Annotated in this window: 22 protein-coding genes; 11 read left to right on the top strand and 11 right to left on the bottom strand. The window is 67.5% G+C overall.

Annotation, left to right across the window (positions count from 1 at the left end):
- The first annotated feature begins 57 nt into the window (after positions 1–57).
- Complete coding sequence (locus tag PKE75_RS09710) at positions 58–2280, top strand: PHA/PHB synthase family protein (RefSeq protein ID WP_428979125.1); 2223 nt, start codon at positions 58–60, stop codon at positions 2278–2280.
- Positions 2281–2324: 44 nt separating this feature from the next.
- On the opposite strand, the gene PKE75_RS09705 is transcribed toward PKE75_RS09710, so the two are convergent.
- The 3 genes from PKE75_RS09705 to acuI form a co-directional block, all read right to left on the bottom strand.
- The gene (locus PKE75_RS09705) at positions 2325–2738 is read right to left on the bottom strand and encodes a hypothetical protein (protein WP_271168506.1); all 414 of its coding nucleotides are present in this window, start codon (positions 2736–2738) and stop codon (positions 2325–2327) included.
- A gap of 86 nt (positions 2739–2824) precedes the next feature.
- Positions 2825–3877, bottom strand: coding sequence for an N-acetyl-gamma-glutamyl-phosphate reductase (gene argC, locus PKE75_RS09700; RefSeq protein WP_271168505.1), 1053 nt, complete (start codon positions 3875–3877; stop codon positions 2825–2827).
- A gap of 152 nt (positions 3878–4029) precedes the next feature.
- On the bottom strand, positions 4030–5013 hold the full coding sequence (acuI, locus tag PKE75_RS09695) for an acrylyl-CoA reductase (NADPH) (RefSeq protein WP_271168504.1): 984 nt from the start codon (positions 5011–5013) through the stop codon (positions 4030–4032).
- A gap of 287 nt (positions 5014–5300) precedes the next feature.
- On the opposite strand from acuI, the gene nadA reads away from it, so the two are divergent.
- From nadA to nadC, 3 genes are all read left to right on the top strand, one after another.
- The gene (nadA, locus tag PKE75_RS09690; protein ID WP_271168503.1) at positions 5301–6377 is read left to right on the top strand and encodes a quinolinate synthase NadA; all 1077 of its coding nucleotides are present in this window, start codon (positions 5301–5303) and stop codon (positions 6375–6377) included.
- 154 nt (positions 6378–6531) lie between these two features.
- Complete coding sequence (locus tag PKE75_RS09685; RefSeq protein WP_271168502.1) at positions 6532–8148, top strand: L-aspartate oxidase; 1617 nt, start codon at positions 6532–6534, stop codon at positions 8146–8148.
- Positions 8145–9002 carry a carboxylating nicotinate-nucleotide diphosphorylase gene (gene nadC, locus PKE75_RS09680; RefSeq protein WP_271168501.1) on the top strand — a complete coding sequence of 286 codons (858 nt, stop codon included), beginning with the start codon at positions 8145–8147 and terminating at the stop codon, positions 9000–9002. Before PKE75_RS09685 ends, nadC begins: the two co-directional genes overlap by 4 nt.
- A 57-nt stretch (positions 9003–9059) precedes the next feature.
- Here nadC and PKE75_RS09675 read toward each other — a convergent pair whose 3' ends face one another.
- A complete protein-coding gene (locus PKE75_RS09675; protein WP_271168500.1) occupies positions 9060–9482 on the bottom strand; it encodes an organic hydroperoxide resistance protein in 423 nt (140 codons plus the stop codon).
- A 160-nt stretch (positions 9483–9642) separates the two neighbouring features.
- On the opposite strand from PKE75_RS09675, the gene PKE75_RS09670 reads away from it, so the two are divergent.
- Positions 9643–10095, top strand: coding sequence for a MarR family winged helix-turn-helix transcriptional regulator (locus PKE75_RS09670; RefSeq protein WP_271168499.1), 453 nt, complete (start codon positions 9643–9645; stop codon positions 10093–10095).
- Between the two features lie 7 nt (positions 10096–10102).
- Here PKE75_RS09670 and PKE75_RS09665 read toward each other — a convergent pair whose 3' ends face one another.
- The 5 genes from PKE75_RS09665 to PKE75_RS09645 all read right to left on the bottom strand — a co-directional run bounded on the left by PKE75_RS09665 (position 10103) and on the right by PKE75_RS09645 (position 13230).
- Positions 10103–10477 (bottom strand): hypothetical protein, encoded by a 375-nt coding sequence (locus PKE75_RS09665; RefSeq protein WP_271168498.1) that lies wholly within the window; start codon positions 10475–10477, stop codon positions 10103–10105.
- Positions 10474–11457, bottom strand: coding sequence for an agmatinase (speB, locus tag PKE75_RS09660; RefSeq protein WP_271168497.1), 984 nt, complete (start codon positions 11455–11457; stop codon positions 10474–10476). Before speB ends, PKE75_RS09665 begins: the two co-directional genes overlap by 4 nt.
- Positions 11458–11663: 206 nt before the next feature.
- Complete coding sequence (gene rpsI, locus PKE75_RS09655) at positions 11664–12143, bottom strand: 30S ribosomal protein S9 (RefSeq protein ID WP_271168496.1); 480 nt, start codon at positions 12141–12143, stop codon at positions 11664–11666.
- 2 nt (positions 12144–12145) lie between these two features.
- A complete protein-coding gene (rplM, locus tag PKE75_RS09650) occupies positions 12146–12625 on the bottom strand; it encodes a 50S ribosomal protein L13 (RefSeq protein ID WP_271168495.1) in 480 nt (159 codons plus the stop codon).
- A 188-nt stretch (positions 12626–12813) separates the two neighbouring features.
- Positions 12814–13230, bottom strand: coding sequence for a PaaI family thioesterase (locus PKE75_RS09645; protein WP_271168494.1), 417 nt, complete (start codon positions 13228–13230; stop codon positions 12814–12816).
- Positions 13231–13419: 189 nt separating this feature from the next.
- Between PKE75_RS09645 and PKE75_RS09640 the strand changes: the two genes are divergently transcribed.
- Positions 13420–14118: a hypothetical protein gene (locus PKE75_RS09640; protein ID WP_271168493.1), complete on the top strand. Its 699-nt coding sequence runs from the start codon at positions 13420–13422 to the stop codon at positions 14116–14118.
- A 2-nt stretch (positions 14119–14120) separates the two neighbouring features.
- A complete protein-coding gene (locus PKE75_RS09635; RefSeq protein WP_271168492.1) occupies positions 14121–14549 on the top strand; it encodes a CoA-binding protein in 429 nt (142 codons plus the stop codon).
- Between the two features lie 7 nt (positions 14550–14556).
- On the opposite strand, the gene PKE75_RS09630 is transcribed toward PKE75_RS09635, so the two are convergent.
- Positions 14557–15663: a COX15/CtaA family protein gene (locus PKE75_RS09630; RefSeq protein ID WP_271168491.1), complete on the bottom strand. Its 1107-nt coding sequence runs from the start codon at positions 15661–15663 to the stop codon at positions 14557–14559.
- A gap of 112 nt (positions 15664–15775) precedes the next feature.
- On the opposite strand from PKE75_RS09630, the gene PKE75_RS09625 reads away from it, so the two are divergent.
- Positions 15776–15988, top strand: a complete 213-nt coding sequence (locus PKE75_RS09625; protein ID WP_271168490.1) for a DUF2842 domain-containing protein — start codon at positions 15776–15778, stop codon at positions 15986–15988.
- A 2-nt stretch (positions 15989–15990) separates the two neighbouring features.
- Here the strand turns inward: PKE75_RS09625 and PKE75_RS09620 are convergent, their stop codons facing one another.
- Entirely contained in the window at positions 15991–17049 is a 1059-nt protein-coding gene (locus PKE75_RS09620) for a polysaccharide deacetylase family protein (RefSeq protein WP_271168489.1), read from the bottom strand.
- 338 nt (positions 17050–17387) lie between these two features.
- Here PKE75_RS09620 and PKE75_RS09615 point away from each other — a divergent pair, with 338 nt between their 5' ends.
- From PKE75_RS09615 to PKE75_RS09605, 3 genes are read left to right on the top strand one after another with little or no spacing between them, the layout of a single operon-like run.
- Positions 17388–17912, top strand: coding sequence for a TadE family protein (locus tag PKE75_RS09615; protein WP_271168488.1), 525 nt, complete (start codon positions 17388–17390; stop codon positions 17910–17912).
- Positions 17909–18478, top strand: a complete 570-nt coding sequence (locus PKE75_RS09610; RefSeq protein WP_271168487.1) for a TadE/TadG family type IV pilus assembly protein — start codon at positions 17909–17911, stop codon at positions 18476–18478. Before PKE75_RS09615 ends, PKE75_RS09610 begins: the two co-directional genes overlap by 4 nt.
- Before the next feature lie 6 nt (positions 18479–18484).
- Positions 18485–19795 carry a vWA domain-containing protein gene (locus tag PKE75_RS09605; RefSeq protein ID WP_271168486.1) on the top strand — a complete coding sequence of 437 codons (1311 nt, stop codon included), beginning with the start codon at positions 18485–18487 and terminating at the stop codon, positions 19793–19795.
- Positions 19796–19826: the final 31 nt, after the last annotated feature.

Here is a 19826-nt window from a genome sequence, read left to right as displayed (position 1 = left end):
GAACGGCCGGCTTCGGTCGATCGTAACTGCGGAGACGCCACCGAGGAGGACACGCGCATGGGCCGAAGGGCCTTGAGCCGATCGCCGACGCCAGCGCCGGCCGGATCGGCCCCGCGCGCGCCGGCCGATCCGAAGACGAAATCCACCCGCGACGCCGAGGCCACGGGAGCGAAGCCGATCCGCGCCCGCCCTGCGCCAGCCGAACCGGCGACGCCTGCGGCGGAAGCCAAGACGGCGAAACGCCCGCCGGCGCCGGAAAAAGCCGCGAAGACCAAACGCGCGGCGGTGCAGAAGACCGCCGCGAAGCCTGCAGCCGCGCCGAAGCCCCCGCCCGCAGCGGCGGCCCGCAAGGCGAAGCCCGCTCCGAAATCCTCCCCGCAGAAGGCGAAGGTGAAGGCGTCGCCTCGCGCCCGCGAGAGCGCCGCGCCGCCTCCCCACGAGCCGCCGCCCTCTTCCGGCCCTCAAGGAGACGCGGGAGGCGCGGAGTCGAAAGCCGCCGAGAACCCGTTCCTGACCCCGGAGGTCGAGCAGTTCGCAGCCAATATGGCGCGGTTCTGGGAAGAGAGCGGCAAGGCGATGTCGGCCTATATGCGCCCGCGCGAAGGCGGCGCGCGGCCGCCGAACGGCGCGGACGAGGCTGTCGACGTCGTCAAGACGCTTGGGCAGGTCGCCGAGCGCTGGATGGCGGAGCCCGCCCGGGCCGCGGAAGCTCAGCGCGCCTTCGCCAGCGGCTTCCTCGAGCTATGGGCGGGTTCGCTGAAGCGCTTTTCGGGCGAACCCGCCGAACCGATCGTACGGCCCGATCCCAAGGACGCCCGGTTCAAGGATCCGGAGTGGACCGAGCACCCGGTCTTCGACTTCCTCAAACAGGCCTATCTGCACACCTCGCGCTGGGCGGAGCGCATGGTCGACGAGGCCCACGAGCTCGATCCGCACACCCGCCACAAGGCCTCGTTCTACGTGAAGCTGATCGCGAACGCGGTCTCGCCGTCCAACTTCGTGCCGACCAATCCGGAGCTGATCCGCGAGACGCTGGCCACCAAGGGCGAAAACCTCGTGCGCGGCATGCGGATGCTGGCCGAGGACATCGACGCCGGCAAAGGCGACCTGCGCATCCGCCAGACCGATCCCACCGGCTTCGAGGTCGGCCGGAACCTCGCGACGACGCCGGGCAAGGTGGTGTTCCGCAACGAGCTGTTCGAGCTGATCCAGTATGCGCCGGCGACCGAGATGGCGCGCACCCGTCCGGTGGTGATCGTGCCGCCGTGGATCAACAAGTTCTACATCCTCGACCTCACCCCCGAGAAGAGCCTCATCAAGTGGTGCGTCGAACAGGGGCTGACCGTGTTCTGCGTCTCGTGGGTCAATCCCGACGAGCGCCACGCGACGAAGAGCTTCGACGACTATATGCGCGACGGCATCATGCGCGCGATCGACGTGGCGTCCGAGATCTGCGGGACGAAGCAGGTCGACATGGCCGGATACTGCGTCGGCGGCACGCTGCTGTCGATCACGATGGCCTACATGGCCGCAACGGGCGACGACCGGATCGCGAGCGCGACGCTGCTCACGGCGCAGGTCGACTTCACCCACGCGGGCGACCTGCGCGTGTTCGTCGACGAGGACCAGATCGCGGCCGTCGAGGCGCGGATGGCGGAGGCCGGCTATCTCGAGGGCGGGCGCATGGCGAACGCCTTCAACATGCTGCGCTCGAACGACCTGATCTGGCCCTATGTCGTCAACTCGTATCTGAAGGGCCGCGCCCCCTTCCCGTTCGACCTGCTCTACTGGAACTCGGACGCGACGCGGATGCCGGCGGCGAACCACTCCTTCTATCTGCGGCGCTGCTATCTCAAGAACGACCTCGCCCGCGGAAAGATGGAGATCCTCGGCGTGACGCTGAACCTCAAGCAGGTGAAGACGCCGATCTACAGCGTCGCGACGCGGGAGGATCACATCGCGCCGGCGAAGTCGGTGTTCCTCGGCTCGCAGCTGTTCGGAGGGCCCGTGCGCTTCGTCCTCGCGGGCTCCGGCCACATCGCCGGCGTCGTCAATCCGCCCGCGCGGATGAAGTACCAGCACTGGACGGGCGAGGCTCCGACCGGCGACCTGAACGACTGGATCGCAGCGGCCGAGGAAAAGCCCGGCTCGTGGTGGCCGGACTGGCGCGCATGGCTCGCCGCCGCCGACGGGACGATGGTGGCCGCCCGGGTGCCCGGAGAGGGTCCGTATCCCGCGATCGAGGACGCTCCGGGCAGCTACGTGAAGATGAAGGCCTAAGCCCCTGACGTCCGACGGCGTAACCGGCGCCGGCTACGCCGGGATCATTCCGCGGCCGAGCGCACGATCGTGCAAAGCCCTTTCCGGACGACGCTTTCAGAGGTGAGCTGCCCCTGCTGAATGTCGAACACAGCGTCGACGCGTGTTCCAGCGCCGGTCTTCCGGGCGACCACCCGCAGAGTCTGGGGCCGTCCTGATCCCGTCGTCTCCTGGAAAGCGTCGATCGAACCGAGAGACTTGTTGAGCCGCACGCCGGAAAACCCTTCGGCGGCGACGGCCTGCGCGAGCCGCCTGAGCGCCTGGTCTGGCTTGATCTTGGGGAAGTCGAGCGACGTCCTGTAGGACAGCGCCGTCAGCATGGGCACGCCGCTCACCTGGAAATTCGACTCGCAGGTCTGCGCCTCGGCCGCCGATGCGGCGGCGAAGGCGATGAGCGAAGCCCCGAGAACTCGTTTCAACAAACCGTGCGTCTCCTTGCGTTCGACCTAAGCGCCACCGACTAAAATCAGCGGATCCGATATCCGATTCGGACGCTTTCCGCCGATCACGGGAAGATCGCCAGCTGCTCCAGCCCCGAAGTCTCCGGAAACCTACAGATCAGATTCATGTTCTGCACGGCCTGCCCCGAGGCTCCCTTGGTCAGGTTGTCGAGCGTCGAGATCAGGACCGCCCGGTCCGGCCCGCGGTCCGCTACGACGCCGAGCTGAACCCCGTTCGAACCGCGCACATGTCTGGACTGCGGAACCTTCCCGAACGGCAGCACCGTGACGAAGGGCTCGCCCGCATAGGTCCGCGCCAGCGTCTCGTGGAGCTGCTCTGCCGTCGCGCCGCCTTCGAGCGTCACGGTGATCGTTGCGTAGATGCCCCGGTTCATCGGGATCAGCAGCGGGGTGAAGGTCGCGCGCGCGGGCCGGCCCGCCGCCTTGTCGAACTCCTGGTCGAGCTCCGCGGTGTGCCGGTGCTTTCCGACGCCATAGGCGTGGACGCCCTCGGAGACTTCCGAGAACAGCATCTCCTCCTTGGCCGCGCGTCCGGCGCCCGACATGCCGGTCGCCGACGTGATGACGATCTGATCGGGGTGGATCAGCTTGTCCTTCAGAAGCGGAACCACCGGCAGGATCGACGTCGTCGAATGGCAGCCGGGATTGGCGACCAGCCGCGCCTTGGCGATCGCCTCGCGGTTCAGCTCGACCACGCCGAAGGCGGCCTCCTCCTGCAGCGCGAGCTGCTGATGCGGATGGCCGTACCAGGTCTCGTAGGCCGCGGGGTCCGCCAGCCGGAAGTCGGCCGAGAGGTCGACGACCTTCAGCGACGGCTTCCGCGCGAACAGGTCCGCGATCACGCCCTGCGTCGTGCCGTGCGGCAACGCGCAGAACACGAGGTCGATCGCGTCGAGATCGACCTCCGCGATGGTCGTGAGCCGCGGCAGCTCGATTCCTGAGAACTGCGGAAACACGTCCGCCATCGCCTGACCGGCCTTGCGGTCTGCGGTCAGCGCGGCGATGCGCACGTGGGGATGACGCAGCAGCAGGCGCACGAGCTCCGCGCCGGTGTAGCCGGAGGCGCCGAGGATCGCGACGTCGATGGGGTCGGTCATTGTATCAGTCCGGCGGAAGCGTCCCGGCGGCAGCGTAGCGGAAAGCCGGGATCGTGAGCGGGATGCGGCGGTCTAAGGCGAAAGCTGTTCTAGTCTGATGACGGTTCCGGATCGCGGCTATGGCGTATCCGGGAGGACGCCAATGCGTCGGGTCAGATCTCGACGACGACGCGTCCTCGGACCTTGCCTTCGAGAATGGCCTTCGCCGTCGGCACGATGTCGTCGAAGCCGATCGTCTCGGTCAGAGCCTTCAGCTTGTCGCGGTCGAGATCGCGGGCCAGGCGGCTCCAGGCCTCGATGCGGATCGGCTTCGGCACCGTCACGCTGTTGATCCCGAGCAGCGACACGCCCCGCAGGATGAAGGGCGCGACTGACGTCGGCAGGTCCATGCCGGCCGCGAGCCCGCAGGCCGCGACCGCGCCGCCGGAGATCGTCTGTGCGATCGCGTTGGCGAGCGGCACGGAGCCGACGCTGTCGACCACGCCCGCAAAACGCTCCTTCTGCAAGGGCTTGCCAGGCGTCGCCAACTCATCGCGCGAGATGATCGACGAGGCGCCGAGGCCCTTCAGATACTCCGCCTCCTCCGGCCGCCCGGTCGAAGCGACGACGTCGAAGCCGAGTTTGGCGAGCAGCGCGACAGCGACCGAGCCGACGCCGCCCGATGCGCCGGTCACCAGAACCGGGCCGCGCTCCGGCGTGACGCCGTGGCGCTCCAGCGCCATGACGCAGAGCATCGCAGTGTAGCCGGCGGTGCCGATCGCCATCGCCTCGGCCGGCGTCATGTTGGCGGGCAGCGGCACCAGCCAGCCGGCGGGCACGCGCGCGATCTCGGCGTAGCCGCCGAGATGGGTCTCGCCGACGCCCCACCCGTTGAGGATGACGCCGTCGCCCGCCGCGAACTCGCTGCTTGTCGACGAGATCACCGTGCCGGCGAAATCGATGCCCGGGATCATCGGGAAGCGCCGCACCACGGGCGACTTGCCGGTGATCGCGAGGCCGTCCTTGTAGTTCACCGTCGAATGCGAGACGCGCACGACGACGTCGCCGTCCATCAGGTCGGCCTCGTCGAAGTCGACGGTCGAGACCGTCTGGCCTCCATCGCCCTTGTCGATGCGCAACGCGCGGAAGGTGGACATGAGGCGGACCTCGTCGGACTGAGCTCGGAGACGGCTACATAGAGGCGGGAGACGGTTTCGTCATCCCGCAGCGGCGGCGCTCCATGAATCGAGCTCATCGCGATCCGGCTCGACCACGACGCGAAGCCGGTCCGGACAGCCGACCTCAAATCTCTGGAGCCCTTCCATCCGCCCCACGCCATCGTCATGGCGTTTTCGCAGCGAGCCTCTTCAAAAATCCTGTGAGGAGCACTATTATAGTTATGCTCTAACTGAGCATAACGTCGGTTCGATCATTGGAGGACGCCATGTCCCCGCTCGCCGCCACTCTCGCACGTCCTCTTCCGCTTTATGCGGAAGCGCCGCGCCGGTTTGCTCCGGTCGCGATGCCCTCGCTCGAATGGACGCCGGAGGTGGAGGCCGCGACGGCGCATCTCTACGAGCGCGTCAAGACGGTGATCCCTGCGATCGAGTGGCCGTTCTTCGCGCCATACGTCAAGGCGATCAACGAGCTCAAACGCGTCCGCAACGCCGTGATCCTGGCGCATAACTACCAGACGCCGGAAATCTACAACTGCGTGGCGGACGTGGTCGGCGACAGCTTCCAGCTGGCGCGCGAGGCCGGCAAGACCGACGCGGACGTCATCGTCCAGTGCGGCGTGCACTTCATGGCCGAGACCTCGAAGATCTTGAATCCCGAGAAGACGGTGCTGATCCCCGACAGCCGCGCCGGCTGCTCGCTCGCGACCTCGATCACCGCCGCCGACATCCGCGCGCTGCGGCTGAAGCATCCCGGCGTTCCGGTCGCCGTGTATGTGAACACCACGGCCGAGGTGAAGGCCGAGGCCGACATCTGCCTCACCTCCGGCAACGCCGTCGCGGTCGTCGAATCGCTCGGCGTTCCGGAAGTTATGGTGCTGCCTGACCAGTATCTCGCGATGTGGATCGCCTCGCAGACGGCGGTGAAGATCATCTCGTGGCACGGCGCCTGCGAGGTCCACGAGCGCTTCACCGGCGCGGAGCTCCGCGCCTATCGCGAGGCCGATCCCGACGTCGTGATTCTCGCCCACCCCGAATGCCCGCCGGATGTTCTGGCCGAGGCGGACTTCACGGGCTCGACGGCGAAGCTCGCCGACTACGTGAAGGTGAGGAAGCCGAGGAAGGTGGTGATGATCACCGAGTGCTCGATGGCCGACAACGTGATGGCGGAGGCTCCCGACACCGAGTTCGTGAAGCCCTGCAACCTCTGCCCGCACATGAAGCGGATCACGCTGCCGAAGATCCTCGAGTCGCTCGTGCACATGCGCGACGAAGTGACGATCGATCCCGTCATCGCCGCGCGCGCGCGCCTTAGCGTCGAGCGGATGGTCAACCTGAAGATCTGACGGCGGACCCGGACGGCGGCGGCTGACGGAAGTCCCCGGAGCCTGCCGCGCGTCTTTCTGCAACGTCGTGGATCTGGGTCCCGGCCTGACGCCGGGGCGCTAACGCGGCGCATCTTCGCTGATCTTTCGTCGCAACGCGTTGAAAGCCTTCGCCATGAACGACACCCGCGACCTCACCGAACTCTCCGATCTTGCGCCGATGTCCTGGGCCGGCGCGGACGACGTCATCATCGTCGGCGGCGGACTGGCCGGCCTGTTCTGCGCGCTGAAACTCGCTCCGCGGCCGGTGACGATCGTCGCCGCGGCGCCGCTCGGCTCGGGCGCGTCGTCGGCTTGGGCGCAGGGCGGGGTCGCGGCCGCGGTCGGCCTCGGCGACAGCGCCGAGAGCCATGCGGCGGACACGATCGCGGCGGGCGCCGGCATCGTCGATCCGGAGATCGCCGGGCTGATGACCCGCGAAGGGCCGGCCCGCATCGCCGACCTGCTGTCCTACGGCGTGCCGTTCGACCGCGACGCGGACGGCCGGCTGTCGCTGTCGCGCGAGGCGGCGCACAGCGAGCGCCGCATCGTGCGCGTCAACGGCGATCTCGCCGGCCGCGAGATCATGACGGCGCTGGTCGCCGCCGTCCGCAGGACCCCGTCGATCCGCGTGCTTGAAGGCTTCGTGGCGGACGAGCTGATCACGGAAGGCCGGTTCGTCACCGGCGTGGTCGCCCGCCAACTCGGGGACCTGAGGGCGACCCCGCTCCGGCTCGCGAGCCGCGCCGTCGTGCTGGCGTCCGGCGGCGTCGGCCATCTCTATGCGGTCACGACCAATCCGGTCGAGGCGCGCGGCGGCGGTCTGGCGATGGCGGCGCGCGCGGGCGCCGTGCTCGCCGACCTCGAATTTGTGCAGTTCCATCCGACCGCGATCGCGATCGGCCAGGACCCGGCGCCGCTCGCGACCGAGGCGCTTCGCGGAGAAGGCGCGATCCTCGTCGACCGCGCCGGCCGGCGCATCATGGAGGGCGTGCATCCCGACCTCGACCTCGCCCCGCGGGACATCGTGGCGCGGGCGGTCTACGAAGCCGCCCGCTCCGGCGGCGCCTTTCTCGACGCGCGCGACAGCGTCGGCGCGCATTTCGCCGCGCGCTTCCCGACGGTGTTCGCGGCCTGCCGGGCGGCCGGCATCGACCCGGAACATGAGGTCATCCCGGTGGCTCCGGCCGCGCACTACCACATGGGCGGCGTGCTGACGGACGCGAACGGCCGCACGTCGCTTGATGGGCTCTGGGCCTGCGGCGAGACCGCGTCGACCGGCGCGCACGGCGCGAACCGCCTCGCCTCGAACTCGCTGCTCGAGGCGGTGGTGTTCGGCGCGCGCATCGCCGAGGACATTCTGGGCCTCATGCCCGCAGCGCCCGCCCCGGCGCAGGCGAGCGCGCTCCGGGTCGTCGCCGGCTCGACCAAGCCGGACGATGCGACCGTCGCCCAGCTCCGCCGGACGATGACCGACTCGGTCGGCGTCGTCCGCGACGGCGCGCGGCTGCGCGGCGCGATCGAGACGATCAATCGTATCCGCAGGGACGCGCGCCAGCCGGATCTCAGGAACATGGCGACCACGGCGCTCCTCGTCGCGGTCGCGGCCGAGCGTCGGGAGGAGAGCCGCGGCGCGCACTTCCGGTCCGATTTCGACCAGCCAGTCGAGGCGCTGGCGCATCGCTCGACGCTCACCCTCGACGGCGCGCTCGCAGGGCTATCCGAGCCGGATACGCGGCTCGTCGCCTCGTGAGCGCGCCCGCGCCTCTCGACCCGATTTCCGTCCGCCGGGCGGTGGAGGCGACGCTCGCCGAAGACCTCGGCCGGGCCGGAGACATCACGAGCGCGGCCACCATCCCGGCTGACGCGCGGGCCCGCGTCGCGATCGTCGCGCGCGCGAGCGGCCGCCTCGCGGGCCTTCAACTGGCGGAAGCCGCCTTCGTCGCGCTCGATGCTGGCGTCTCGTTCGAGGCCGCGATGGCGGACGGCGCGCGCCTGACGCCCGGCGACGTCGTCGCGCGGATCGAGGGGCCGGCCCGCGCCGTGCTCTCGGCCGAGCGGACCGCGCTGAACTTCCTTGGCCATCTTTCGGGCGTCGCGACCGCGACGTCGGTCTACGCCGATCTCATCGCCCATACGCGCGCGAGGATCTGCTGCACGCGGAAGACGACGCCGGGCCTCAGGACCTTCGAGAAATACGCCGTCCGCTGCGGCGGCGGCGTGAACCACCGCTTCGGCTTGGACGACGCGATCCTGATCAAGGACAACCATGTCGCCGTCGCAGGCGGGATCGCGGCGGCGCTCAGGGCCGCGAAGGCCGCAGCCGGCCATCTCGTGAAGATCGAGATCGAGGTCGACACGCTCGATCAGCTCGACGAAGCGATCGCCGAGGGCGCCGACGTCGTGCTGCTCGACAACATGCCCCCCGAGACGCTGCGCGAGGCGGTGCGCCGCGTCGGGACCCGGATGCTGACGGAGGCCTCGGGCAACGTCTCGCTCAAGACCGTCGTCGCGATCGCCGAGTCGGGCGTCGACCTGATCTCGGTCGGCCGCATCACCCACTCGGCTCCGACGCTCGATCTCGGCCTCGATATCCAGGTCGGCTAAGCCGCAGACGGCCGGGACGGGCGGACGACCCGCCCTGCCCGACCATCGCGACGCGGTTCAGGCCACCGAGACGCCGACGTCGAGGCCGGCCTTCGCGAGATGCGAATAAGGGCACACGACGTGCGCCTTGGCGGCGAGGTCTTCGGCCTGGGCATGGTCGAGGCCGGGAATCGTGACGGTCAAAGACACCGCGAGACCGAAGCCCTGACCGTCGTCGCGCGGGCCGATGCCGACCTTGGCCGCCACCGTCGTGTCGTCGGGGATCTTCACCTTCTCCTTCGACGCGACGAACTTCAGCGCGCCGAGGAAGCAGGCGGAATAGCCCGCCGCGAAAAGCTGCTCCGGGTTGGTGCCCGCGCCGCCCGGACCGCCGAGCTCCTTGGCCGTGACGAGATCGACTTTCAGCGCGCCGTCCGTGGTCGCGGCGGAGCCTGTGCGGCCGCCGGTTGCGACGGCTTCGGTCTGGTAAAGCACTTTCATGTCTGCCTCCTCGTGAAGGGCGGCGCCGTCGGCCGCCGCGTTTCGCTGTTGCGATATTCATTATCGCGATAAATTACTCAACCGCCCATCGCGCATGGCGGCTATGCAAATCATTATCGCGATATCTATTATATATCGGAAGCCCGCCGAGGAGTCCCACATGGCGCCCCCGCCCAGCCTGCGTCTGCAGGACCAGCTCTGCTTCGCCGTCTATTCCACGGCGCTCGCAATCAACCGCGCCTACAAGCCGGCGCTGGAGGAGCTTGGCCTGACCTATCCGCAATATCTGGCGCTGCTCGTGCTGTGGGAGCACGACGGGCTGGGCGTGAAGGAGATCGCCGACCGGCTGATGCTGGAATCGAGCACGCTCACTCCCCTGCTCAAGCGGCTCGAGGCCCAGGGGCTCGTCTCTCGTCGCCGGAGCGCGGAGGACGAGCGGCAGGTCATCGTCGCGCTGACGACGAAGGGCCGCGCGCTGCAGGAGCGGGCGACCTGCATGCCGATGACGTTATTGGGCGCATCCGGCATGGATCCGAAGGATCTCGGCCGGCTCAACAATGAGGTGCAGGCGCTGCGCGACGCGGTGGTCGCGCACGACGCCGAGGCGGCGTGAAGCCTGATCAGGGAACGGGCGGAGTCACGGGCGCGGCCGCCGGCGCGACTCCATACTTCACCTGAAGCGAGCGCCAATAGACCTCGTGCTCTTCGCCAGACAGCGCGCGGAGCTTTGCGCTTTCCTCCGGTGTGACGGCGACGAGCTTGTAGCCGCGGCTGCGCAGGCAGGAATAGCGCATGCTGAACTGGTCCGGCGCGAAGCCGGCGCCTGTGGCGTTGATCGAAACGCCGCTGCCGCCCTCCGACGAGGCGGCGCACGACATCTCGTCGTCATTGGCCTCGACCGGCCCGGCGCCCGCCTTCATCCAGAGCTTCTCACCGGCGCAGCCAGCCAGCGACACGGCGAGAACAGCTGGGATCAGCGGAAACCTCATGCTCATGGCCGGATCGCCTTTCCCGCCCGTTTCCGCTCCGCGAGCAGCCCGAGATAGATCTGGGCCATCGAAACGCCGGCGAGGGCCGTGACGCCGGCATGGTCGTAAGGCGGAGAGACCTCGACGATGTCGAAGCCCTTGAGGTCGAGCGCGCCGAGGCGGCGCAGACAGGAGATCGCGAAGGCCGAGGAGAAGCCCCCCGGCACCGGCGTGCCCGTGCCGGGAGCGAAGGCCGGGTCGAGGCAGTCGATGTCGAAGGTCACGTAAACCGGCGTATCCTCGACATGGCCGAGGATGCGACTGGCGGTCGCGAGCGGCCCGAGCTCCTGCGCCAGCAGCCCGTCGACGATCGAGATCCCGTAATCCTGCGGCGCGTTGGTGCGGATCCCGATCTGGATCGAGCGCTCCGGAAGGATCAGGCCCTCGCGCACGGCGCGGGTGATCATCGTTCCGTGGTCGATGCGGCTGCCGTCGTCGTCCCAGGTGTCCTGATGGGCGTCGAACTGGACCATCGCGACCGGCCGCCCGAGCTTCGCCACCAGCGCCTTCAGCACGGGATAGGTGAGGAAGTGGTCGCCGCCCAGAGTGACGAGGTGGGCGCCCGAACCGAGCCGAGCCGCGGCCTGCGCCTCGATCGCGGCGGGCGCCTCGTCGATGCGGCCATAATCGAGCGAGCAGTCTCCGGTGTCGACGACCGCCATGTCCGCGAAGATGTCGAAGCCGAAGGGATAGGCCGGATCGCCGACGTTGACGGTCGAGGCTTCGCGAATGGCGCGGGGTCCGAAACGCGTCCCCGGCCGGTTCGAGACCGAGGTGTCGAGCGGGACGCCCCAGACCGCGACGTCGGCGCCGTCCGCCGAGCGCGCGTATGGACGTCGAAGGAAGGATACGGCCCCGGCGTAGTTCGACTCGATCGACTCGCCATAGCGGCGGGAGGGATCGAGCGCGTCGTCGACGGGGCGGGGATGGAGAGGGTCTTTGGCCATGAACTCGCGGAGCAAGGCGTCATCCCGCCCGACGCGATGCGCAGAGCCGGGATCGTCAATGGGAGCACGCTCAATAGCAGCGCCCCACCCGGATGACGATCCCGGATCGGCCTGCCGGCATCCGGGGCGCCGCGACCGCTAACGAAAAAGGCGGGCCACGATGGGCCCGCCTGTTCCGGTACGCAGTACCTGACTTCTTGTCGAGTTCAGCGCTTCGAGAACTGGAAGCTGCGGCGGGCCTTGGCGCGGCCGTACTTCTTGCGCTCGACGACGCGGCTGTCGCGGGTGAGGAAGCCGCCCTTCTTGAGGACGCCTCGCAGCTCCGGCTCGAAATAGGTCAGCGCCTTCGACACGCCGTGACGGACGGCGCCCGCCTGGCCCGAAAGGCCGCCGCCGGCGACCGTGACGGTGATGTCGTACTGACCCTTGCGGTTCGCGACGTTGAGCGGCTGCTCGAGGATCATGCGCAGCACGGGCCGCGCGAAATAGACCTCAAGCGACCGCTTGTTGATCAGCACCTTGCCGGAGCCCGGGCGGATCCAAACGCGGGCGACCGCATTCTTGCGCTTGCCGGTGGCGTAGGCGCGGCCGAACTGATCGACCTTCTTGACGTGCTTCGGGGCTTCCGCCTGCGCGCCGCCGAGGGCGCCGCCAAGCTCTCCGAGCGACTGGATGTTGTCGGCCATGATCAGGCGCTCCGGACGTTCTTGCGGTTGAGGACGCCGACGTCGAAGGCGGTCGGCTGCTGGGCCTCATGCGGGTGGCTGTCGCCGGCGTAGACGCGCAGGTTGCCGAGCTGCTTGCGGCCGAGCGGACCGCGCGGAAGCATGCGCTCCACGGCCTTCTCGATCACGCGCTCCGGGAACCGGCCGTCGAGGATCTGGTGCGCCTTGCGCTCCTTGATGCCGCCCGGATAGCCGGTGTGCCAGAAGTAGGACTTGTCGTCCCGCTTCTTGCCGGTGAACTGAACCTTCGCCGCGTTGATGACGATGATGTGGTCGCCGTCGTCGACATGGGGCGTAAAGGACGGCAGGTGCTTGCCGCGGAGACGAAGAGCGATCAGCGACGCAAGACGACCTACGACAAGGCCGTCCGCGTCGATGACGATCCACTTCTTCTCGACGTCGGCCGGTTTGGCCACGAAGGATCGGGCCGGCTGGGGTCGCATGGGAGAAGCCTCGACTTGGAAAACGAGAACGCGCAGGGAAAGCCCTGCGCGACGAGAGGGGTAATAGCCGAAGACCGAACGGAAATCAACGGGGCGTCTGCAGCCAAAACCTTTTAAAAACAATGACTTATAAAAAGGGTATTATATAACCTCTCTCAAACCCGGCTGTTGCGCCGCTGTAATGCGCCTCAGGTCCGTGGCGGAATCGAATAGGTCGCGACGACATGCGCGACCCTCTCGTCCGAACCGTCCTGCACGAGATCGGCCTCTCCCACTGCGAGACTGCGTCCGACCTTGAGATAGCGGCAGTTCGCGACGAGGTCGCGCGGCTCGGGCTTCCGAAGGAAATTGATGGTGAGATTCGTCGTGACCGCGAGTTTCACGGGCCCGATCGCGGCGAGCAGCGCGACATAGAGCGCGACGTCGGCCAGCGCCATCATGGATGGGCCGGACAACGTGCCGCCGGGCCTCAGATGCCGCTCGTGGAAGAGCAGCCGCATCCGGGCCGACCCGTAGCCGACATCCTCGAGCACGTAAGTCACGCCGCCGTGCGCGATCTGCGGGAATTCCGCGTCGAGAAAAGATTCGACGTCGGCCAGCGTCATGCGTGCGGTGCGATCTGCGGGTGGGCGTGGCATTTCCGTCATGGTCGCGTCCATTTTACAGGGCCATAGTCCCGACTCGAAAAAGACCGCCCCAAACCCTTGGGCGCGGGGCTCGGCGCGCCCGTGATGAAGCCGCTTCGGCCTCACCGCAAGACCCGCGCGGCGTCACGCGTCTCCTGGAGGACGTCAATGCCCATCGTCGCCGCTTCCCGTTCCCTGCGCCTGATCCTGCTTGCGGGCGCCGCCGCGGCCTGGATGACGGCGGCTCCCGCCATGGCGCAGGACGCGAAGCCTAGTCCGCAGGACACGCAACAGGCCGATCCCGGCTCGGGCGACCTCGAGCCCAAGCAGATCCCGCTCAATCCGAAGCTGATCGAGAACTTCATCGCGGCCTGGCCCGAATTCGAGGCGCTGCGCGAGAAGCTGACGGCGGAGAACCCGCAGTCCAAAGAGCAGGACAAGAACCCCAACAACCAGCCGGAAAGCGACGAGGCCGAGGTCGGCGAGGCCGAGGATCCGGTCGGCGCGCTCGCCGCCTATCTCGACAAGCCCGAGGCCAAGTCGCAGATCGAGGCGATTCTCGCGAAGCACGAATTCGCCACCTATTCGGACTGGGCTGATGTCGCCCAGTCCGTGCTGCTCGCCTTCGGAGCGAGCGACCCGGACGGCGGCGAGACCGATCTCGGCGCCGAGAAGAAGAAGGTGCAGTCCGAGATCGAGAGCGACGCCGCGCTGTCCGAGGACGAGAAGAAGTCCGCGCTGAAGGACCTCGACGAACAGTTCGCCGCGCTCGAGAGCTTCCAGCCGATCCCGGGCAACGTCGAGGCCGTGAAGCCCTATCTGCCCAAGATCAAGACGCTGTTCGGCGACGACAACGGGGCTGACTGAGCGTGAGTCACGACGCGTATTCCGACGATCTGCTCCGCGCGGTGCTGACGTCCGCGCGGACGATCGCCGTGGTCGGGGCGAGCCCGAACCCGGAGCGGGCGAGCTTCTATGTGGCGCGGTTCCTGGCCGACCGCGGTTACCGCGTGTTTCCGGTCAATCCCGGTCATGGCGGTGGCGAGATCGCAGGCCTGCCGGCCTTCGCCACGCTCGCCGACATTCCTGAGCCGATCGACATGGTGGACGTGTTCCGCGCATCCGAGCATGTCGCGGGCGTGGTCGAGGAGGCGCTTGCGCTCTCGCCGCTTCCGAAGGTCATCTGGACCCAGCTCGACGTCCGCGACGACGCCGCGGCCGAGCGTGCCGAGGCCGCGGGCCTGACCGTGATCATGAACCGCTGCCCCAAGATAGAGATCCCGCGGCTGGGCCTCTGAGGAAAGCCTACTCGGCGGGGCGCGCCGATCCCCGCCCCTCGACGGCGCCTCTCGCCTCAGGGGCCGCGCCAAGCCGATAGACCAGCGCGGCGTTCGCAACGGCGAGGCCGAACACCACCACGGCGCCGAACTGATGGGCGAGACCGAGCGCGAGAGGCACTTCCGCGACGAGGGTCACGATCCCGAGGCACGCCTGCAGGATCATGACGGCGGCGAGCGCCAGCGCCCGGCCGGTCGCGCCGGATGACAGCCGCGACCGCGCGACCGCGAAGGCGTAGGCGGCGGTCACGATCAGCAGCGCGTAAGCGCCAAGCCGGTGGTTCAACTGCACCAGCGCGATGTTGTCGACGAAGTTCTCCCACCATGGCGTGACGGTGAACAGCACCCTCGCAGGCGGGGCGAAGCCGTCTCCCATGGAGGGCCAGGTGTTGTACGCGAAGCCGGCGCGCGAGCCCGCCACCAGTCCGCCGAGCAGGATCTGCACGAAGGACAGTCCGAGAACCGCATAAGCCCCCGCCCGAAGACCCGGCGTCAGCGACGCGCGGTCGCGGCCGAAGCGGCCGAGATAGGCCAGGAAGGCGACGAGCGTTGCGAAGAACAGCAAGGCGAAGCCGAGATGAAGGGTCAGCTTAACCGGCGCCACCGCCGTCATGCCGGGCTGGAGGCCGGACGCCACCATGATCCAGCCGATCGCTCCCTGCGTTCCGAGCAGCAGTCCCATCGCGAACAGCGTCAGCCCCTCGCGGAGACTGACGCGCCGCGTTAGGGCGGCGATCAGCAGCCCGCCCGCGAACACGAAGCCGATCAGCCGGCCGAGCTGCCGGTGGCTCCATTCCCACCAATAGATGAACTGGAAGTCGCCGAGCGACATGCCCTCGTTGAGCAGCTTGTACTGAGGACTGGCCTGATACTTGGAGAACTCGTCGCGCCACGCCGCCTCCCCGATCGGCGGGAGCGCGCCGGTGACGGGGCGCCACTCGGTGATAGAGAGCCCCGACCCGGTGAGCCGGGTGGCGCCGCCCACCACGACCATCAGCGCGACCAGCGCGACGGTGAGCGCGAGCCACGCGCAGACGAAGCGGCGGCGGGGTCGAAATGCTGCGGTCTGGGTCACGAGACGGACGGCTCACGGAGAAGCGGGTTGATCGTTCTGGGCGCCCGGCTTTAAGTCCGCTCCGCGGCGCGGGCAAGGCGACGCGACGTCTCCCCTCCCGCAGGAGCGACCCATGCGGCCGCGCGTGAAGAAGCTCATCGGCATGCCGGCGCTCATCGTCGGCGTCATAGTCTACGCGCTGGTCGTGATGATGGTCGGCCAGCTGAAGCTGGCGCAGTCCGGACCGGTCGCGCAGCTCGCCTTCTTTGCGTTCTTCGGGCTGATCTGGATCGTGCCCGCGGCTCTGCTGATCCGCTGGATGGAGCGGGTCGACCGCCCTCGCTGACTTCAGCCGCGGCGGCGCAGGCGCCGCAGCCCTTCCATCGCCAGGAACGGCGCCCCCGACAGCAGCGCGTCGATCGCCGCCCGTGTCTGGAACAGCCCGTTGAGCGAGACGCGCGGCAGCGCGGTCGGCTGGCTCCTGTGCGCCGCGGCCACGTGCCCCGGCCTGGTGGTCACCGCGGTGGTGAAGCCGAGTTCGGCCGTAAGCGCATAGTCGCGCGGACCGGCGGCGGAAAGGTCGCCGACGGGATAGGCGAAATGGGCGGGAGCCGCGCCGAGCCTGTCGCGGATCGCGTCCCGGCTTCCCGCGATCTCCGCACGGGCGGTCTCGACCGGATGCTTCGCCAGCATCGGATGCGTCATGGTGTGCGCTCCGATCGTGACCAGCGGGTTCTTCGCGATCTCGGCGAGTTCCTCCCAGCGCATGCAGAGCTCGCGCGCGAACGACCCGAGATCGACGCCCTGCTCCAACGCCAGCCGGTCCACCTCGGCGCGGAGCGCCTCCTCGGGCCCTGCCCTCAGCCGCCAGTAGATCGCCGACCATGCCGCGCTCTTCTCGGCGGGCGTGCCGGTCGCCAGCACTGACTCGCCGGCGCCGAGATCGACGTAGAGGCGTTTCGCGCGCGCGATCGCCTCCTCGAGCGCGAGCCACCAGACGCCAGCGTCGCCATCCGCGAATCCCGACGTCACATAGAGCGTCGCCGGCGCGCCGTGCCGCTCCATGATCGGCAGCGCGTTGTCGCGGACGTCGCGGTAGCCGTCGTCGAAGGTGAGGTGCAGGAAGGGCCGGACCGAGACGCCCGTCGTGACGCGCCGCCAGGCCTCGTCGAGCGAAACGAAATCGAAGCCGAGCTCCCGCGCCCGCGTCAGGGTCGCGTCGAGGAAGTCCGGCTCGACCTCGAGCAGCCTGTTCGGGGCGAACGCCTTGCCCGACCATTTCCGCACGTGGTGCAAGGTGAGGATGACGCCGAGGCCTTGCGCGTGTCTCGTGAGAACCCGGTTCGCGCCGGTCGCGTGAAGCGCCTGGAACGCCGCGCTGAAAAGGCGCGTCCGCGCTCCGCTCATGATCTCAGTCCCCGCGTCGGTCTCAGCCCGTCACTTTCGGAGAGGAGAGTGAACGAAATGTATCGCCGAATGACGACTGGGGCGATCGAGACGCAACCGACGATGCAGCGCCGACTTTTCGGCGTCATCGCTTGCTTCCCGGCCGCGGCGCACGACCGATCGGACCTAAGTCGCGAGCAATTACATCAAGTTTTATCCAGCTACTTTCACTGAATGTAGATTTTTTTCTTCCTAGCGTCGCCGCCTGACGGGCTCGGGGCCCGGGATAACAGCGCCACGACATGACGTTTTCCGCGACGGCACGCGTATTGGGACGGTTTCGACGCGACGCCGATGGCGTGACCGTCGTCGAATTCGCACTGATCGCCCCGGTGCTGATCACGTTCATCATGGGGATCGTCGAGCTCGGACTGATGGTCACGGCGCAGAACATCCTCGACAACGCCTCGTTCTCCGCCTCGCGCGTCGGCAAGACCGGCTATTCCGCGAGCGGTTCAACGCAGGCTCAGACGATTACGGCCGCGGTGAAGAAGGCCGCGTCAACGCTTCTCGATCCCGCCAAGATCACGGTGACGAGCCTCGCCTACGCCGACTACGGCAACATCGGCCAACCAGAGCCGTTCACCGACAAGAACAGCAACGGCAAATGGGACGCCGGGGAATCCTTCACCGACGTCAACGGCAACGGAAAATGGGACGCCGACCAGGGCGCGAGCGGCTATGGCGCGTCGGCGCAGATCGTCGTCTACACTGCGACCTACAGCTGGAAGCTGTTCACCCCGCTGTTGGGAAAAGTTATCGGCGTGAAGGGCGTCGTTCCCCTGAAGTCGCGCATCGTCGTCAAGAACGAGCCCTATTCATGAGATCGCGCGCGCTGAAAGCCGTGTTCGGCCGATTTCGCCGCTCGGAAAAAGGCGTCGCCGCCCTGGAGCTCGCGCTGTGCGCGCCGTTCCTCGCGCTGCTGCTGCTTGGCGGCTACGACGTCGCGCGCTTCGTCGGCATCCGCTCCAATGTCGACAAGGTCGGCTTCTCCGTCGCGGACGTGACGTCGCAGTACAAGGAGCTGTCGGCCGCCTCGATGACCCAGATCTTCAAGATCACCGGGTCGAGCATGCCGTCCTATGTCTCCGGAACCAACGGGGTGACGATCCTGACGTCCGTCTACTTGGATTCCAGCAGCAAGGCCAAGGTAAAATGGCAGTGCTACAGTAGCGCCGGCGCCGCCTGGAAGAGCAAGATCGGCGTCGAGGCTGGAACCGCCGCCGTCAACTCCGCCTTGCTCGCCGACGTCAACGACAATCTGATGGTCGCTGAAGTATACTATAAATTCACGCCACTATTCTCGCAGTTCTTCAAGAACGGTTTCATGATCTACACGTCGTCGATGTATCGCCCCCGTCTCGGCGCCCTCACCACCAAACCCTGCTGAGTTCCCATGACCACCCGTCCGCGCCGTCCGCATGACAGCCTTCTGAGCCGCTTCCGACGGTCGGATCGCGGCGCCGTCGCCCCGCTGCTCGGCTTCATGATGCTGGCGCTCATCGGCTGCGTGGGCCTTGGGATCGACGTCGGCCGTTCGGTGCTGGTGAAGGCGCGGCTCGCCGACGCGCTGGACGCGGCCGGCCTCGCCGTCGGCGCAAGACTGGCGACGACCGACTTCAACGCGGACGCCCTCAAATTCGTCAGCGCCAACTTTAAGGCGAACTACAGCGGCGCGACCGTCACGAACGTCACCGCCACTCCGAACGCCTCGAAGAGCGTGATCACGCTGACGGCGACCGCAACGATGCCGACGGCTTTCATAAAGCTCTTCGGGACGAAGTCCGTCACCGTGAAGGCGTCTTCGGAGATCACGCGCAAGACGACGGGTCTCGAGCTCGTGCTGGCGCTCGACAATACGGGATCGATGTCCGGGTCGATGACGTCGCTCAAGAACGCGGCCAACAGCCTCATCGACATCCTGTTCGGCTCGGACACCACGGCGACGAACCTCTTCATCGGCCTCGTGCCGTTCTCGCACACGGTCAACATCGGCACGTCGCGTTCGAGCTGGGTGAATTTCGTAAATTCGTCCAAGTCGAACTGGAAGGGTTGCGTCATGGCGCGGAGCGGCGGCCTCGACCAGACGGACGACCCGCCATCAAGCAACACATATAAATTCACTGACTATTATTATCCGAACAATGGCGGCAGCCTTTACTGCCCCAAGGAAATAACGCCCATGACGAACGTCAAGGCGACCATCAAGACCGCCGTTGGAAAGATGACCGCCGACGGCAACACGCACATCAACCTTGGCGCAGTGTGGGGATGGCGCATGATCTCGCCATCATGGCGCAATTATTGGGGAACTCTGGCGTGGAACGGGACAATCCTGCCGTTGAACTATGAAACGAAGAATATGAACAAGGCCATGGTGCTGATGACCGATGGCGACAATACGATGAGCTCCAGCATCTACACCGCCTATGGCTACCTCTCGGAAGGCAATCTCGGCACCCGGAATGCGGGCTCCGCTGAGACCGAACTCGACACCCGCCTGACGACCGTCTGCGGCAAGATCAAAGCCAAGGGGATCGTGCTGTACACCATCGCCTTCAACAACCCGGCAAAGGCCACGAAGTCCTTGCTGCAGAGCTGCGCGACCACGACCGCCTATTATTTCGACGCTGGCGATTCGACATCGCTGACCGCAGCCTTCCAGACGATCGCCGGATCGTTGTCGAACCTGCGCGTCAGCAAGTAGGCGTGGCGCGCGGCGGGAGACGATGGACGTG

This window comes from Hansschlegelia plantiphila, assembly GCF_027922265.1.
Classification (GTDB): domain Bacteria; phylum Pseudomonadota; class Alphaproteobacteria; order Rhizobiales; family Methylopilaceae; genus Methylopila; species Methylopila plantiphila.
Note: the sequence above shows the minus strand (reverse complement) of the source record. Positions and strands in the feature narration are given on the sequence as shown.

Coding starts and splice junctions, on each gene's coding strand:
- rpsI (WP_271168496.1), bottom strand. CDS start 12,143: ATGGCCGACAACATCCAGTCGCTCGGAGAGCTTGGCGGCGCCCTCGGC.
- PKE75_RS09610 (WP_271168487.1), top strand. CDS start 17,909: ATGAGATCGCGCGCGCTGAAAGCCGTGTTCGGCCGATTTCGCCGCTCG.
- PKE75_RS09675 (WP_271168500.1), bottom strand. CDS start 9,482: ATGAAAGTGCTTTACCAGACCGAAGCCGTCGCAACCGGCGGCCGCACA.
- PKE75_RS09670 (WP_271168499.1), top strand. CDS start 9,643: ATGGCGCCCCCGCCCAGCCTGCGTCTGCAGGACCAGCTCTGCTTCGCC.
- PKE75_RS09620 (WP_271168489.1), bottom strand. CDS start 17,049: ATGAGCGGAGCGCGGACGCGCCTTTTCAGCGCGGCGTTCCAGGCGCTT.
- PKE75_RS09665 (WP_271168498.1), bottom strand. CDS start 10,477: ATGAGCATGAGGTTTCCGCTGATCCCAGCTGTTCTCGCCGTGTCGCTG.
- rplM (WP_271168495.1), bottom strand. CDS start 12,625: ATGCGACCCCAGCCGGCCCGATCCTTCGTGGCCAAACCGGCCGACGTC.
- argC (WP_271168505.1), bottom strand. CDS start 3,877: ATGACCGACCCCATCGACGTCGCGATCCTCGGCGCCTCCGGCTACACC.
- PKE75_RS09710 (WP_428979125.1), top strand. CDS start 58: ATGGGCCGAAGGGCCTTGAGCCGATCGCCGACGCCAGCGCCGGCCGGA.
- speB (WP_271168497.1), bottom strand. CDS start 11,457: ATGGCCAAAGACCCTCTCCATCCCCGCCCCGTCGACGACGCGCTCGAT.
- PKE75_RS09640 (WP_271168493.1), top strand. CDS start 13,420: ATGCCCATCGTCGCCGCTTCCCGTTCCCTGCGCCTGATCCTGCTTGCG.
- PKE75_RS09625 (WP_271168490.1), top strand. CDS start 15,776: ATGCGGCCGCGCGTGAAGAAGCTCATCGGCATGCCGGCGCTCATCGTC.
- PKE75_RS09685 (WP_271168502.1), top strand. CDS start 6,532: ATGAACGACACCCGCGACCTCACCGAACTCTCCGATCTTGCGCCGATG.
- acuI (WP_271168504.1), bottom strand. CDS start 5,013: ATGTCCACCTTCCGCGCGTTGCGCATCGACAAGGGCGATGGAGGCCAG.
- nadA (WP_271168503.1), top strand. CDS start 5,301: ATGTCCCCGCTCGCCGCCACTCTCGCACGTCCTCTTCCGCTTTATGCG.
- PKE75_RS09645 (WP_271168494.1), bottom strand. CDS start 13,230: ATGACGCTGGCCGACGTCGAATCTTTTCTCGACGCGGAATTCCCGCAG.
- PKE75_RS09605 (WP_271168486.1), top strand. CDS start 18,485: ATGACCACCCGTCCGCGCCGTCCGCATGACAGCCTTCTGAGCCGCTTC.